The 15,194-nt window shown below is 62.5% G+C and carries 15 protein-coding genes; 6 read left to right on the top strand and 9 right to left on the bottom strand.

All coding sequences use genetic code 11. From position 1 onward, the window contains the following. Positions 1-16: 16 nt before the first annotated feature. The 3 genes from ACXAG8_RS01585 to ACXAG8_RS01575 form a co-directional block, all read right to left on the bottom strand. On the bottom strand, positions 17-1,225 hold the full coding sequence (locus ACXAG8_RS01585; protein WP_475221586.1) for a multidrug effflux MFS transporter: 1,209 nt from the start codon (positions 1,223-1,225) through the stop codon (positions 17-19). Positions 1,226-1,301: 76 nt separating this feature from the next. Continuing rightward, complete coding sequence (locus ACXAG8_RS01580) at positions 1,302-1,961, bottom strand: DsbA family oxidoreductase (protein ID WP_475221584.1); 660 nt, start codon at positions 1,959-1,961, stop codon at positions 1,302-1,304. Then, complete coding sequence (locus ACXAG8_RS01575; RefSeq protein WP_475221583.1) at positions 1,958-3,478, bottom strand: class I adenylate-forming enzyme family protein; 1,521 nt, start codon at positions 3,476-3,478, stop codon at positions 1,958-1,960. Before ACXAG8_RS01575 ends, ACXAG8_RS01580 begins: the two co-directional genes overlap by 4 nt. A gap of 64 nt (positions 3,479-3,542) precedes the next feature. Here ACXAG8_RS01575 and ACXAG8_RS01570 point away from each other — a divergent pair, with 64 nt between their 5' ends. After that, positions 3,543-4,166, top strand: coding sequence for a helix-turn-helix domain-containing protein (locus ACXAG8_RS01570; protein ID WP_475221581.1), 624 nt, complete (start codon positions 3,543-3,545; stop codon positions 4,164-4,166). Here the strand turns inward: ACXAG8_RS01570 and ACXAG8_RS01565 are convergent. Next, the gene (locus ACXAG8_RS01565; RefSeq protein WP_475221580.1) at positions 4,163-4,396 is read right to left on the bottom strand and encodes a hypothetical protein; all 234 of its coding nucleotides are present in this window, start codon (positions 4,394-4,396) and stop codon (positions 4,163-4,165) included. The genes ACXAG8_RS01570 and ACXAG8_RS01565 overlap by 4 nt on opposite strands. 266 nt (positions 4,397-4,662) lie before the next feature. Further along, positions 4,663-6,477 carry an extracellular solute-binding protein gene (locus tag ACXAG8_RS01560; RefSeq protein ID WP_475221578.1) on the bottom strand — a complete coding sequence of 605 codons (1,815 nt, stop codon included), beginning with the start codon at positions 6,475-6,477 and terminating at the stop codon, positions 4,663-4,665. Positions 6,478-6,799: 322 nt separating this feature from the next. Here ACXAG8_RS01560 and ACXAG8_RS01555 point away from each other — a divergent pair, with 322 nt between their 5' ends. Together ACXAG8_RS01555 and ACXAG8_RS01550 are read left to right on the top strand one after the other, a co-directional pair. Beyond that, on the top strand, positions 6,800-7,573 hold the full coding sequence (locus ACXAG8_RS01555) for a 3-hydroxybutyrate dehydrogenase (RefSeq protein WP_475221577.1): 774 nt from the start codon (positions 6,800-6,802) through the stop codon (positions 7,571-7,573). Then, the gene (locus ACXAG8_RS01550) at positions 7,567-8,595 is read left to right on the top strand and encodes a patatin-like phospholipase family protein (protein ID WP_475222396.1); all 1,029 of its coding nucleotides are present in this window, start codon (positions 7,567-7,569) and stop codon (positions 8,593-8,595) included. The genes ACXAG8_RS01555 and ACXAG8_RS01550 overlap by 7 nt, the downstream gene beginning before the upstream one ends. Here ACXAG8_RS01550 and ACXAG8_RS01545 read toward each other — a convergent pair whose 3' ends face one another. The 3 genes from ACXAG8_RS01545 to ACXAG8_RS01535 all read right to left on the bottom strand — a co-directional run bounded on the left by ACXAG8_RS01545 (position 8,596) and on the right by ACXAG8_RS01535 (position 11,143). Beyond that, positions 8,596-9,273, bottom strand: a complete 678-nt coding sequence (locus ACXAG8_RS01545; RefSeq protein WP_475221576.1) for a DUF502 domain-containing protein — start codon at positions 9,271-9,273, stop codon at positions 8,596-8,598. It abuts the gene before it with no gap. Between the two features lie 68 nt (positions 9,274-9,341). After that, on the bottom strand, positions 9,342-10,253 hold the full coding sequence (locus tag ACXAG8_RS01540; protein ID WP_475221575.1) for a pseudouridine-5'-phosphate glycosidase: 912 nt from the start codon (positions 10,251-10,253) through the stop codon (positions 9,342-9,344). Next, complete coding sequence (locus ACXAG8_RS01535; protein ID WP_475221574.1) at positions 10,250-11,143, bottom strand: PfkB family carbohydrate kinase; 894 nt, start codon at positions 11,141-11,143, stop codon at positions 10,250-10,252. Before ACXAG8_RS01535 ends, ACXAG8_RS01540 begins: the two co-directional genes overlap by 4 nt. Before the next feature lie 9 nt (positions 11,144-11,152). Between ACXAG8_RS01535 and ACXAG8_RS01530 the strand changes: the two genes are divergently transcribed. Continuing rightward, positions 11,153-12,463 (top strand): HupE/UreJ family protein, encoded by a 1,311-nt coding sequence (locus ACXAG8_RS01530; protein ID WP_475221573.1) that lies wholly within the window; start codon positions 11,153-11,155, stop codon positions 12,461-12,463. Here the strand turns inward: ACXAG8_RS01530 and ACXAG8_RS01525 are convergent. Beyond that, entirely contained in the window at positions 12,460-13,080 is a 621-nt protein-coding gene (locus tag ACXAG8_RS01525) for a thiamine phosphate synthase (protein WP_475221572.1), read from the bottom strand. The genes ACXAG8_RS01530 and ACXAG8_RS01525 overlap by 4 nt on opposite strands. 164 nt (positions 13,081-13,244) lie before the next feature. Between ACXAG8_RS01525 and ACXAG8_RS01520 the strand changes: the two genes are divergently transcribed. Together ACXAG8_RS01520 and ctaA are read left to right on the top strand one after the other, a co-directional pair. Further along, on the top strand, positions 13,245-13,988 hold the full coding sequence (locus tag ACXAG8_RS01520) for an RNA methyltransferase (RefSeq protein WP_475221571.1): 744 nt from the start codon (positions 13,245-13,247) through the stop codon (positions 13,986-13,988). A gap of 59 nt (positions 13,989-14,047) precedes the next feature. Then, entirely contained in the window at positions 14,048-15,193 is a 1,146-nt protein-coding gene (gene ctaA, locus ACXAG8_RS01515; protein ID WP_475221569.1) for a heme A synthase, read from the top strand. Position 15,194: the final 1 nt, after the last annotated feature.

The raw sequence follows: 15,194 nt of genomic DNA, 5'->3' as shown, positions 1-15,194 counted from the left end.
CCACGCTCTGCACAGATCAGGCGGGCAGGCGGTCTTCGATCCGCCCCATATGCACCATCAGCCCAAAGCCAAGGATGCACATGGCCAGGATACCGATTGTCAGCGGCCCCAGAGTTCCGTCGAACAACAGTCCGATGGGCGCCGCGATTGCGGCGGCCAGCACGGTGGAAATCGACCCGATGACCGATGCGGCCATACCCGCGATATGGCCCATCGGCTCCATCGCGATGGCGTTCAGGTTGCCCATCGTAACCCCGGCCATAAAGAACACGGTCGTTTGCCAGAAAACGAACAGGGCAAAGGATGCCGGGGCTGACAGGTCGGACATGTTCAGAACGATCACCAGCGACGTGATCACGATCTGCGCCCCCAGCGCCCAGGTGACGATCCGGCGCATGCCGACGCGCACCACCATGGCGGCGTTCAAAAGGCTGGCCGAACCGGACATCAGCGCCACGAAACCGAACCAGAACGGAAAGCTGTCGGCGCGGTCGTGAATGACGTCATAGACCTGCTGCACCATGGTCAGCATGGTGAACAGCATTCCCATGCACAATGTCTGCACAAGGATCGACAGGCGAACGGTGGGGTGGGCGAACATCTCTTTGATCGCCGAGATCATCAGCGGCAGGCGAAAGGGGCGGCGGTCTTCGACGGCCAGGGACTCGGGCAGGCGGAAGCTCATCCAGACTATGATGATCAGCGCAAAAAGGATGAAGGACGCAAAGACACCGCGCCACCCGGCAAAGGCGATTACGGCGGCGCCTGCCATTGGCGCGATAGCGGGAACCAATGTGAAGATCATCATCGCAATCGAGACAATCCGCGCCATTTCGCGGCCTGAAAACAGGTCGCGGATGATTGCCATGGCCACGACGCGCGGCCCGGCCGAGCCCAAACCCTGTGCCACGCGGGCGGCCAGAACCAGTTCCAGCGACGAGCTGGCCCAGGCCACGGCCGAGGCCGCGATATACACGACCGCGCCTGCAAAAATCACGGGCCTGCGGCCAATCGCGTCGGAAATCGGGCCGGTGAAGAATGTCCCTATGCCCATACCCAGCACAAAACTGGTCAGGATCAGCTGTGCCCGGTTCACATCATCCGGGCTGAGCTGGGCACCGATCTCGGGCAGGGCGGGCAGCATCGAGTCGATCGAAAAGGCGATGGTGGCGAACATCATCGCGATCAGCGCAATGAACTCCGCCTTGGAAATGCGATCAGCCATGAGGGGACTCCTTACCCAACCGCGCTATCACGGTTGGGCAGGATCGGGTAGGTTGGAAAATGCACAGACCTATGTGCTATTCTGCAGGTGAAGCCTCAATCTGAGACATGATCTCGGCAATCACTTTTTCCCATAGTTCAGGCGGTTGCGCCCCCGGAACCGCGTGCTGGTTGGCCACGATAAAGGTCGGAACGGAACTGACGCCCATCTCGCGCGAATGGGTGTCACGGGTGCGGATGTCGTCGCGGTCGGCATCTGATTTCAGCAGTTTCAGGACAACGGCGGCGTCCATTCCGGCGCCGTCGGCGATATCGGCCAGAACCTCGTGGTCGCCAATGTCGCGGGCCTGCACGAAGTAGGCTTGGAACAAGGCATCGACCACGGCGTTCTGCTTGCCTTCAATCCCGGCCCAATGGATCAGGCGATGCGCGTCCAGCGTGTTGGGCGTGCGTTTCATCCCTTCAAAGTCGATTGTCAAACCTGCGGTCTCGGCGTGCTCGACCACCGGTGCATAGGCACGGATGGCACCATCCTTGCCGCCGAACTTGCGTTCCAGGTATTCGCGCCGATCCATACCGGCGTCGGGCATGTCGGGGTTCAGCTGGAACGGGTGCCACTCGATCACGAAGGGGTGGTCGGGGATGCGGGCCAGCGCCTTGTCCAGATGGGTCTTGCCGATATAGCACCACGGGCAGATCGGATCGGACATGATGTCGAGTTTCACAGTCTGGGTCATTTAGACGAAGCCTTGAAATAGGCCGGCAGGGCGCGGCGCAGAAGTTTCCCGTTGCCGCCGGTGGGCAGGGCCGGAAGGTGTACAAAGGCGCGCGGCTGCTTGTAGCGCGCCAGGTTTTCTTCGACATAGGCTGCAAGGACCGCATCGTCCAGCTTTTCCGGGCCGGTATAGAACGCAGCTATCACGAATGTGTCCTGTTTCACCTCGACGGCCGCCGCGCCGACCTGGGTTATTCCGGGGTGCCGGGTCAGGACGGCTTCGACCTCGACCGGCGACACCCGGTATCCGCCCGCGTTCATCATGTCATCGTCGCGGCCCAGATAGGTGACCTGGCCGTCGACGGCCATGGCGCCCTGATCACCGGTCAGGAACCAGTCGCCCTGCATCCGGGCCTGGGCCTCGTCCGGCGCGTTGAGATAGGTCAGCATCAGGCCGGGGTCGCTTTGGTGGATGGCAATCGTGCCTTCCTGCCCCTGCGGGACGGGATCACCGTCGGGCCCCAGAATCGCCACCCGCCGCCCGACCTGAGGCTGCCCCAGCGCCGCGCCACGCGCCGGATGGGCAGGGCAGGATGAGATGAAGGTTGAACATTCGGACATGCCATAAGCTTCGTACAGCTCGGTGCCGGTCGCCTGCACCCAGGTTTCATGCAATTGCGGCGAAAGCTTTTCGCCCGCGCACAGGCCATGGCGCAGATGCGGCAGGTCCGGCGTGTTTTTGGCCTGCAATATCTTGCGGTAAACCCCCGGCGCGGCTGCGAAAATCGTGGCGCGGTTGCGGTGCAGCAGACCGGGCAATTGCGACAGCGCCGTTCCGGGTTCGGGGATCAGGGCCGTTGCGCCGATGGTCCAGGGGTCCATCAGCCCGGTGCCCAGCGTATAGGTCCAGTTGAATGCCCCCGCATGGCATAACCGGTCGTCAGGCCGCAGCCCGTACCACCCGTCCACCATCATCTGGCGGGCCCAGATCGCACGGTGGGCATGCGCCACGGCCCGCGGATTGCCCGACGTGCCAGAGGTATAGACGACATAGGCCATCCGGTCCGGGTCGCCCATGTCGAACCGGGCCGGGGGCAGGGCGCGCATGTCGGCAAGGGCGTCCAGCCCGATCTGGCGCGGATGGTCCGCGCAGGCCACTGACGGGTCGCGCAGGACCGCCGCCGGGGACAGCTCTGCGATCATCCGGGCCGTTTCCGGTTCGGTCAGCAGCGAAGAGGTCGGCACCGGCACAAGCCCCACCGCGATGCAGCCAAGATAGGCAATCGGGAAATCCACGGTATTTCCAAGCCGCATCAGGACGATGTCGCCGGGGGTCAGCCCCATATGCAGCAGCCCGGCCCCGGTGCCCAGGATGGCCGCCTTGAGCTGCCCAAAGCTCCAGTCTTGCGACCCGTCCGGGGTCAGGACCGACAGTGCCACCTTGTGCGCCTGCGCGTCGGCCCGGCGCAGCACATGGGCGGCCAGGTTGAACGGCGCGGGGCAGGGTTGGGGCGGGCCTTGATCAAAAACAGACAGCATGGGAATTGGCTATCGCCGAAGATGGCGCGTTGCAAGCATGCGGTCGTGGCCCTATAGAATGACCATGACAACCCGAGACCATAATTCGATCATCCGTATCGCCCGCGACAACGGCGACAGACCCGAGGCCGAGCCTGTTGACCTGGGCGCGCGCGTGCGCGAATTGCGCAAGGCGCGGCAATGGACGCTGGAACAGGCGGCCAACCAGGCGGGGCTGGCGCGGTCCACGCTCAGCAAGATCGAGAACGGTCAGATGTCGCCGACCTATGACGCGCTCAAGAAACTGGCGACGGGTCTGGAAATCTCGGTCCCGCAACTGTTCACCCCGCCCGAGCGCGATCAGGTGATCGGACGCATGTCGGTGACAAAGGCCGGCGAAGGCGCGGCACATGCCACCACGACATACGAACATGAGCTGCTTGCTGAAACCCTGACGAAAAAGCAGATGCTGCCGTATCGGGCCCGGGTTCGCGCCCGGTCGATGGAGGAATTCGAAGGCTGGGTCCGCCACGACGGAGAAGAGTTCCTGTTCGTGCTGACAGGGGTTATCCGGCTGTATACCGAGTTCTACGAACCCGTGGAAATGCGCCGTGGCGACAGCGCCTATTACGACGGCAGCATGGGGCACAACGTGGTGTCGGTCAGCGACGAGGATGCAACGATCCTGTGGGTGACTTCGCTGGCCTAGCGGGTGTTGTTGGTCATTTCCCGGTTCAGACCCTCTGTGTACAGAAAATCTTCGACCTCTTCCCTTGCCTCGGTCACGGTCAGGTGGTGGCGTTCGGCCAGATAGGCCTCGAACCGCTTCCGGTCGGACGTGACCTGCGCCATATCCTTGTCGCGCAGGTTCGGAAAACGACGCTTGGCCCGCGCATAGGATGCGCCCCAGTCTTGCGTCAGATCTGTCCAGTTCAGCATCTGCGAGCTTTCCTTTGTTCAGGTTTCAGGACTGCTCTCCCCCGAAACAGGTTAAGGACGCTCGGCGGGCCTGATCGTCATGACAAAATGTCGCACCCGAAAACGCGGCGCGTCCGGTCCGGTTTCCGGGGCGCAAAACGGTCAGAGTGTCGCACCCCTTGGGGGCGTCAGCAAAGAAAACACAGGGTGTAGCGTCACAACAGGATTTGCCGATTTCCGCCGATCCATTGCCCCGTGGAACAGGCCGGTCCGCCGCGCGCGGCGCTTTAGCCGTCGTACCACCAAACTTCTGGCATGTATTGCGGGCCGTCGCCATAGATCGGCAGGGTGTCGGGGTGTTTCAGTTCCTTGGCATGGGCAATCCGGCCCACATCAAAGCTCCAGATCGGGATGACATAGCGACCGGCGGTCAGAACCCGGTCCAGCGCACGGGTTGCCGCCACGAAATCCTCGCGGCTTTCCGAGGCCAGCATGGCGTCGATCAGCCCGTCAACCGCGGGCGAGGTCACGCCCATCAGGTTGCGCGTGCCCGGCGTGTCTGCGCCTTCGCTGCCCCAATACAGGCGCTGTTCGTTGCCCGGCGACAGGGACAGCGCGCGGCGAAACGGGGTGACGTCAAAATCCTGCTCGGATATCCGGCCGGTATATTGCGCATTGTCCACGGTTTCGGTCATGACCTGAATGCCAAGACGTTCCAGCGCGCGGGCGTAGATTTCGACCGCGGTCTGCATGTCGCTGTCGCCCTGTTGCAGCAGAACCGTCAGCGAAAACGCCTGGCCATCGGGGTTGCGCAAGACGCCGTCCTGAATGGTCCAGCCCGCCTCGGCCAACAGCTTGGACGCTTTGCGGATATTGGCCCGGTTGCGGGCCGACCCGTCCCCCTGAGGAAGAACATATCCTTCGACCGTTCCCGGCAGCAGGTCACCGGCGAATTGTTCCAGCAGGTCCCGCACGCGTCCGGTCGCGGGTCCGGGTTGCATGGCCAGGTCCGAGCCTGAGAAATAAGAGGTGATCCGAGGCTGCGCGCCGCCCGTGATCGTGTCATTGATGAATTCGAAATTGAAAGCGGTCAGCAGCGCCTCGCGGACGCGCCAGTCGTCAAAGGGCGCCTTGCGCGTGTTCATGACAAATCCGGTCATGCCCGATGGTTTGCCATGCGGGATTTCGGTTTTGATCACATCGCCGCGCTGAACGGCCGGAAACCCGTATTGGGTGTCCCACTTGTCGGCATTGAACTCGCGCATGGCGGACAGTTCGCCCGCTTTGAACGCCTCGAACAGAACCGTCTGGTCGCCGTAGAACTCGATCCGCATTTCATCAAGGTTGTGCGTGCCGCGCCGAAACGGAATGTCGGCGCCCCAGTAATCGGGGTTTCTGCGCAGGGTCACGTAACGGCCGCCTTCGTAATCGTCGACGACATAGGGCCCGCTGCCCAATGGGATGTCATGCAACTGTGCGTTGGCAAAGTCCTTTCCGTCCCATTGCGCCTTTTGCAGAACGGGGCGCATGCCCGCGATCAGGGCCAGTTCCCGGTCCGCTTCGTTGAACGAGATGCGAACCGAACGCGGCCCGGTCTGTTCGATCGTGTCGATCTTTCCCCACAAGCCGCGATACCGCAGGTGCCCTTCGGTGCCCAGCGTCTGATAGGACCAGATGACATCGTCCACCGTTACCGGGCTGCCATCCGAGAATCGGGCATTCTCGCGCAGGGTAAATTCGACCCAGGACCGGTCCGGCGCGGTCTCGACCGATTCGGCCAACAGCCCGTAAAGAGTGAAAGGTTCGTCCCATGACCGCCCCATCAGGCTTTCATGTGTCCAGAACCGCAACTGCCACGGCGCGGTGCCTTTCTGCACGAACGGGTTCAGGCTGTCATAGCCGCCCGTATTGCCAAACACGACCTTGCCACCCTTGGGCGCATCGGGGTTGGTATAGGGCAGTGACACAAAATCAGGTGGTAGGGCAGGGTCCCCATACATAGCTATGCCATGCGACGATTCTGCCAAGGCCAATCCGGCAGAAAAAAACACGGCGATTCCCGCGATTGCGGGGCGAAAACGGCGTAGAAAATCCGGGCTCATTTTGGAAACAATCCTGCTCTGGCCTTATTTTGTTGGGATTCACCGTACCGATGATTTTTCATATTATCAAACTTTTAGCTTGGAGGACGGCACGGAATTGCTTATAAAGGACGCACTGCTCGATAGGTTTCTTGCCTGTATGAAACCTGCCTCAATAACTTAACGCCCGCTTCGTGCGGGCGTTTTTTTTGGCGGTGCGCCGGGGCGGTTTTCCCGAAAATTTGACGGTCTTCGAATGGCGTGACCTGCGAAGATTTCCCGTTTTCTTTGCAGGTGCAGCATGGCAAGGTGGAGGCGAAACTGGACCAATTGGAGAGCTGATATGGGCTTGTCGGGAAAGACTGCAATCATCACCGGATCGAACTCGGGTATCGGATTGGGTGTCGCGCGCGAGCTTGCCAGGGCCGGGGCCGACGTCGTTCTGAATTCTTTTACCGACCGGGATGAAGATCACGCGCTGGCGGCCGAAATCGCTGCCGAGACCGGAACAAGCGCGCGCTATATCAAGGCGGACATGTCCAAGGGCGCGGAATGCCGCGCGCTGATCGAACAGGCCGGGGCCTGCGATATTCTGGTCAACAATGCCGGTATCCAGCACGTCGCCCCGATCGACCAGTTCCCGGTCGACAAGTGGGACGCGATCATCGCGATCAATATGAATTCGGCCTTTCATACGACGGCGGCGGCCCTGCCGATGATGCGCAAGGCCGGATGGGGCCGGATCGTCAACATCGCCTCGGCGCACGGGCTGACGGCATCGCCTTACAAGGCAGCTTATGTATCGGCCAAGCATGGCGTGGTCGGGATGACCAAGACCGTCGCGCTGGAAACCGCGCAGGAACCGATCACCTGCAACGCGATCTGTCCGGGCTATGTCCTGACCCCCCTGGTCGAGGCGCAAATCCCCGACACGATGAAAGAATATGACATGAGCCGCGAAGACGTGATCAAGAATGTCATGCTGGAACGGCAACCCTCGAAAGAGTTTGCGACGGTCGAGCAACTGGGGGGCACCACGGTCTTCCTGTGCTCGGACGCGGCGGCCCAGATCACCGGAACGACGATCTCGGTCGATGGTGGCTGGACGGCATTGTGAAGCGGATCAATCTGGCGCTTCAGGGGGGCGGGGCGCATGGGGCCTTTACCTGGGGCGTACTGGACCGGTTGCTGGATGAGGACGACATCGAGGTGGCGGCCATCACCGGCACCTCGGCCGGGGCGTTGAACGGGGCTGCGTTCAAGTCTGGCATGGTCAGGGCAGGGCGCAAGGGCGCGCGGGAAAACCTGAACCAATTGTGGTCGCGTATGGGGGCGTTGGACGACCCTCAGATGGCGGCCTGGATGCAGGGTGTTGTTCCTGGCCACGTTGCGCGGGCCATGGAATATTCGGTGCCCTATACCCTCGCCGATGCGTGGTTGCGCATGGTTTCGCCCTATGCCTATGGCCCATTTTACCAAAACCCGCTGACCTCAGTCGTGGACCAGTTCGATTTTGACCACGTTTGCGCCACGCAAGGCCCCCAGCTGTTCATTTGTGCAACCTGCGTGCGCAGCGGCAAGATACGGATCTTTACCGGACACGAGGTGTCAACGGATGCCATTCTTGCCTCGGCCTGTTTGCCGAGCCTGTTCAAAGCTGTCGAGATTTTTGACCCCGATTCAGGTCGGACCGAGGCGTATTGGGATGGCGGCTATACCGGGAACCCGGCGCTGTACCCGCTGTTCGAAGATGATCTGCCCGACGATGTGGTCATCGTGAACATCAACCCGCTGGAACGCGATGAAATCCCAAAGACGCCGCAGCAGATTCAGAACCGGATCAACGAGATCAGTTTCAATTCTTCGTTGCTGCGCGAATTGCGCGCCATCAGTTTTGTGCAGCGCCTGCTGCGCGAGGGCAAGCTGAAGGCGGGCGAGATGAGCCGCGTTCTGGTACATATGATTGCCGATGACGCGCTGATGAACAGCCTGTCGGTGGCAACCAAGACGGTGCCGAACCCAATCATTCTGAACAGTTTGAAACAGGCAGGCCAATTGGCGGCCGACCGGTTCCTGCATCACCACAAGGCGGATCTGGGCGATCGCAGCACCGTTGATCTTCCGGACATGTTCGGATGATCACTCGGGCGGGGTCGTGGGGTCTTTTTCGTTGGGATAGACAAGCCCGGCCGAGATGACCAGCTTGGCCGCGTCCTCGATGCTCATGTCCAGGATGATGACGTCTTCGGCGGGAAAGAACAGCAAAAAGCCGGATGTCGGGTTCGGTGTTGTCGGGATGAAAATGCTCAGCAATTCACCGCCGGTTTCGGCGCGCTGGCTGACCTCTCCGCGTGCCGTGGTCGACACAAAGCCGATGGCCCAGATGCCACGGCGCGGATACTGGACCAGACAGGCCTTTTCGAAGGACCGCTCGGTCTGGGCGAATACGGTTTCTGATATCTGCTTGATGCCGGAATAGATCGACCGGATGACCGGCATCCGGTTGACCAGGCTTTCGGCGAAATGGATCAGAGACCGCCCCAGGATCCCCTTGGCCACCCATCCGACGATGACCGTGAAGATCAGGAAAATGACAACCCCGACACCGCGCAGGTTTATGCCGACATATTGCTCGGGCTGAAACCGCTGCGGGATCAGGGGAAGGACCGCACTGTCGATCCAACCGACCACGGACCAGATCAGCCAGATCGTCAGCCAAACGGGCGCGATGACCACGATCCCGGTCAGGAACGACGCGCGCAGCCCGGCGAACAGCCCGGGGCCGCGTTGGGGTTCTTGGTCAAACGGTGTGTTCATTTCAGATCCGAGCGGTTTGCGGAATCAGTTAATCAGTCTGCTGTGACGGTACAATAGGACAGCGCCATTTACCGGTTTTTTGGCAATGCCTGTGCGATTGCTGCTGCAAGACGGGCGTTGTTCCGGACCAGCGCGATATTGGCCACCAGTGACCGGCCTTCGGTCAGCTCGAATATCCGTTGCAGCAGATAAGGGGTCACGGCCTTGCCGGTGATGCGATGGGCGTCGGCATCCGCCTGGGCCGCGGCAATGATCGGGGCCAGTTCCTCGGCCGGGATCTGGTCGTCCTGGGGTATGGGGTTCGCCACCAATTGCCCGCCGGGCAGCCCCAGCGCCCGACGCGTCGCGTGGGCCTGTGCGATCTGGGCGGCGCTGTCCATTCGCAAGGGCGCGTCCAGCGAGGATTGCGAAGACCAGAATGCCGGAAACGCATCCTGTCCATAGGCAATGACCGGCACGCCCAGGGTTTCCAGCACTTCGAGCGTTTTGGCCAGGTCCAGGATTGCCTTGGCCCCGGCCGCCACGACCGTGACGGGGGTCTGCCCCAGCTCGTGCAGGTCGGCCGAGATGTCAAAGGTCGTTTCCGCGCCCTGATGGACCCCGCCGATACCGCCGGTGGCAAAGACCTCGATCCCGGCGAAATGGGCGGCGATCATGGTTGCGGCAACCGTGGTGGCGCCGGTGCCCCGGCTGGCAATGCAGGCGGCCATATCGGCGCGCGAAATCTTGGACACATCCTGGGCGGTGCCCAGGGCCTGCAGCTGATCCGGTTCTAACCCGACATGCAGCCGGCCCTGGATGACGGCCATGGTCGCGGGAACGGCCCCTGCATCGCGAATGTCCTGTTCGACCAGGGCGGCGACTTCGACATTTTGCGGATAGGGCATGCCATGGGTGATGATGGTGCTTTCAAGCGCCACGATTGGGGTGCCGTTTTCCTTGGCCGCGCGGACCTCGGTCGAATATTGGATGTCGATCACAGTGGAGTTTCTCCGGATACATAGGTTGCTGCGGCGTGCAGGGCGCGGGACAGGGCGGCATCGGTGGCGGCGCCATTTGCCTCGGCGGCAATATGGGCGGCCATGAAGGTATCGCCTGCACCTGTCACCCGTGTGACAAGGACAGATGGCGGGGTCTGCGTCAGCACACCTTGGGGTCCGCCGACGGTTGCGGATCTGCCGCCGTCGGTCACCAGGACCCGCAATGCGCCCCTGTCCAACAACCCCTTGGCGGCGCTTTCGGAACCGGCGAATTCGCGCTGGCACAAAATCCCGGCTTCTTCGAGGTTCACGTAAAGCGTTGCGCGGGCATGTTTGAGAAACGGCAACAGCCTTTCCGCCTTGCCGGGCGAGGCCGGAGCCACGCGCAGGTCAGCCAGCGCAAAGGCCGGGCTTTGCGCGATCTCTTCCAGCAGGTCCAGCGTCAGGTTCCCATCCAGCGCAATCGGCCCGGCAAACGGCGTATTTTCAAAGCCCAGCGGCCCGTGCAGCAGCGGGCGCAGGATCTTGGCCCCCGCCGCCTCAAGCGAATGCGCATCGGCAATCGCCGCGATCAGGCCATTTGCGCCTTCGACCGCCATATAGCGGTCTGTCGGCAGGTCCTGGGACCGATAGACATGGTCCGTGTTCATGCCCAGCCGTGCGCAGGCATGGATCAACTCGTCACCCTCGGGGTCGCGGCCAATCGCGGTCAGCAGGGTCGGCGTCATGCCAAACCGCACCAGCGTCATGGCGATATTCATGGCAACCCCGCCGGGCAGGCGGGTGATGCGGCCGGGCACATCCGACCCCTGGCGCATCGCGCTTGCGGACCGACCGATCACATCCCACAGGACCGATCCGATGCACAATATTTCGCTTTTCTCTGTCATCCTGCTGTCATGCCGCAGCCCAACGGCCCGTGCAAGCCGGAACCTGCACAAGCCGGTATCGCTGGCGGGTCCGGGACGGGCCCGGATTTGCCCTTGTCATTGGCGCGGTTCGGGCTGACAATCTCAACCCATGGTGATCTGGTTTTTGTCATAGGCGGTACGCGGCACATGGCTGGTCGACGCGGTTGGGTCGCGGTTTTGCGCGCGGCGCTGCTGTTACTGGGTTTGGCAATTTCCCTGGGTGCCGTGCCGGGCCGGGCCGTGTCCCAAACCGCCCCGCCCACCATCATTGATTTTCGCGTGGACGGTGAAACCCTGTTTCTGGAAATCAGCATGAATGCCGAGGCGTTCTTGGCCGGGCTGCGCCCCGATACCCTGTTTGCTGATGCCGATGAAAAGAAGGTCAGCCGGTACAACGCATTGCGCAAAACGGTCTCGTCCGAGCTGGAACCGCTGGTCCGCGATTTCGTAAAGCCATGGATGCAATCCTTGCAGGTTCAGATCGGGGATGCGGCGCAATTGTCCTATGAAGGGGTGCGCATCCCGGTGGTGGGCGACCCGCAAATCGCGCGTATCTCGCGCGTGTTGCTGACCGCACCCGTGCCCGAGGGGGCAGGCGGCATGCGCCTGACCTGGCCCGCAGGGCACGGCGCCCTGATCCTGCGTCAACAACAGGTCGCGGCGCCTTATACCGGGTATCTGGCGGGCGGGCAGACCAGCCCGCTGATCCCGTTGAACGGGGGCGCGGCGCTGGACGCCCGTGAAACGCTGAAAAGCTTCTTTCCCAAGGGCGTGGCCTGGGTCTTTTCGGATGGCGTGCAACAGGTTCTTTTTGGTCTGGCACTGGTGTTTCTGTCGCTCAGGGTTTTGCCCTTTGCCGCGCAGATGCTGGCCTTTGCGGCGGGCATTGCGCTGGCCATGGTGCTGCGCGTCATGGGGCTGCAGGTCATCGCCATGCCGACCGCGGTTCTGGCGGTGCCGACCGGGATCGTGTTGCTGGCGGTTTGGAACCTGTTTGTCAGTCGGTTCAGTGGTCTGCGGGTGGTGGCGGTCTTTGTGCTGGCCATTCCGCACGGGGTCATCCTGTTCGACGGGCTGGCGCGAATCGGCGTGCCACCGGACCGCGCGACCCAGGCTCTGCTGGCCTATGGGGGCGGGGCCTTGCTGGCCCTGACCGCAGTGTCGACACTGGCATTCGTGTCCGTGACAGTTCCAACGCAACGGTCGCACCGCCTGCGCGGGCGCGTGGCCGTACTCGCATCCATGCTGATCGCGGCCATCGGCCTCTATTGGCTTCTGGCCCCGGTCGTTCTGGCCTAGCCCAGCCCCGACACCAGGGATTTCAACGTGGCCAGCGGGTCTTCGGCAGACCAGATTTCAGTGCCGATGCCAAAGAAATCGGTACAAGGAGAAAGGTCCCGGACCAGCTCCGGGGTCAGCGCACCTTCGGCGACAACCGGTACCTCGATCATCTCTGACCACCACTGGAACAGGTCCTGTTCCGCCCGTGTACCATCGCCCAGACCGGCCTGACCCACCGGGCCGAACGCGACGTAATCCGCGCCGCTTTCACCCGCCGACATCCCGTCATGGCTGGAGGTGCCGCAGAAACTGCCAACGATGGCATCGGCCCCCAACTCTTTGCGGGCGGCGCGAACCGACCGGGCCGCGTCATCCAGATGCACCCCGTCCAGCCCCAACCGCTGTGCCAACAGGACATGGTTCGAAATCACGATGGCCACATCGCGCGCATGCGCCACCTCGCGGCAGGCATCCGCCGCACGGGCGATGGTGTCTTCGTCACTGCCCGCCAGGGCCAGCCGGATACAGGCGATCTCGGCCCCGTCCAGAACGCGGGCCAACTGCTCGGGAAAGCTGCTCAGCGCGATGGTCGGAGGCGTGATCAGGTAAATCTGCGGCTGCTCGGGGGTATCCATGGGCGCGTCCTTCGGCTGTCGGTTCTGCGCGCGGTTTAGCGGATTGCGGCGGGGAAGCAAACTTATTAGCCCCCAACCCGGTCTTTTGGGCCCCAAAGGGGCGGGCGCGGCCTTGCCCTGCGGCAGCGCCCCGATTACAGCATGGCCAGTTTTCGGAGTGACCCATGCCCAGCGATCAGCCCCAACCGTCCTTTGTGCTCGTGCGCCCGCAGATGGGTGAAAACATCGGCGCCGCCGCGCGCGCGATGTGGAATTTCGGGCTCGACCGGATGCGGATCGTGGCCCCGCGTGACGGCTGGCCCAACCCCAAGGCGGTGGCGATGTCCAGCGGGGCAGGGCGGTTGCTGGACGAGGCGCAGCTTTTTGACGACCTGGCAGGGTCGCTGGCCGACAGCACCTTTGTCTTTGCTACCACCGCCCGGCAACGCGGGCTGACCAAACCGGTCTACAGCCCCGAACGCGCGATGCAATTGGCGGCCGAAAAGGTTGCGGCAGGCGAAAAGGTGGCGGTGCTGTTCGGCCCCGAACGGGCCGGGCTTGAAAATGAAGATATCGCCAAGGCCAATGCCATCATCTCGGTACCGGTAAATCCGGAATACGCCTCGCTGAACCTTGGGCAATGTGTGTTGCTGACTGCCTATGAGTGGATGCGCCAGACCGGCGATGTGGTGCACGAGGCCACAGATCTGGGCAAGGGCGACTGGGCCACGGGGATCGAGGTCGAAAAGCTGGTCGAACATTACGAGGATCGGCTGGAAGAGGCCGGGTTCTTTTATCCGCCCGAAAAGGCCGAGGGCATGAAAACCAACCTGCGCAACCTGTGGTCGCGGATGCGGATGACGCGGGCGGATGTGCAGATGCTGCACGGGATCATGCGGCAGATGGTCCGCTGGAAAGACAGGGGCTAAGGCTGGACCTGACCTTGCTTGCGGCCTAGCTTGCGACGAAATCAGGACATGAGGACAGCATGAGCGGTAAGCGCAGCATCTTCCAAGAGGTCTCGGACACCGAGAAGCAACAGGCGGTTCAGCCCGGCATGATCGACCGCGGGCGCGGCGGTGCACGCGGTGCGATCCGCGCCTGGCTGATGATCCTGTTTGCCCTGGTCGTCGTGATGATTGCCGTGGGCGGGCTGACCCGCCTGACCGATAGCGGCCTCTCGATCACCGAATGGCGCCCGGTCACCGGGGCCATCCCGCCGATGACCCAAGCCGAGTGGCAGGCCGAATTCGACAAATACAAGGAAATCGACCAGTGGCGCATCCAGAACCAGTGGATGGAACTGGATGATTTCAAGTCGATCTACTGGTGGGAATGGGGCCACCGTCAGCTTGGCCGGGTCATTGGCCTCGTCTGGGCAATCGGCTTTTTCGGCTTCCTTGCCGCCCGCAAGATACCTCCTGGTTGGGCGGGTCGTCTTGCCATCCCAGGCGCGCTTGGCGCGGTTCAGGGGGCCGTCGGATGGTGGATGGTCGCCTCGGGCGTGACACAGGGCGAAGGCATGACCGCCGTTGCCAGTTACCGCCTGGCGGTGCATCTGGGCCTGGCCTTTGTCATCCTCGGTTTCCTGGCCTGGTACATCCTGATGCTGGGGCGCGAGGAACGCGATTTGATGCAGGCCCGCCGCGCTAAAGAGGCAAAGCTGTTCTCGCTGTCCACCGGCCTCATGCATTTCGCCTTTTTGCAAATACTCATTGGCGCGCTCGTCGCGGGTATCGACGCCGGGCGGTCTTATACCGACTGGCCGTTGATCGGCGGACAGGTGCTGCCGCCCGATGCCACGATGTTTGATCCGATGTGGCGCAACTTCTTCGAAAGCCCCGGCCTGGTCCAGTTCATCCATCGCTGTGCGGGATATCTGCTGTTCATCTTTGGCCTCATCGTCTGGCGGCGGGGCGGGGCCAGCGCGCATCCACAAACCCGGTTTGCCTTCAACGCGGCCTTTGCGGCGCTGTCGCTGCAGGTGGTTGTCGGCATTCTGACCGTGGTCTACGGCGCCCCCTGGCAGATCGCGATTTTCCACCAGTTCGTGGCGGTCATCGTCTGGACCCTGATCCTGCGGGCCCGGTTCCTGACGGCCTATCCCATCGCAACCTCTCTGCGCGGAGCGTGAC

It is taken from the genome of Ruegeria sp. ABD4_443 (assembly GCF_056160865.1).
This window is presented reverse-complemented; position numbering and strand designations above follow the sequence as displayed.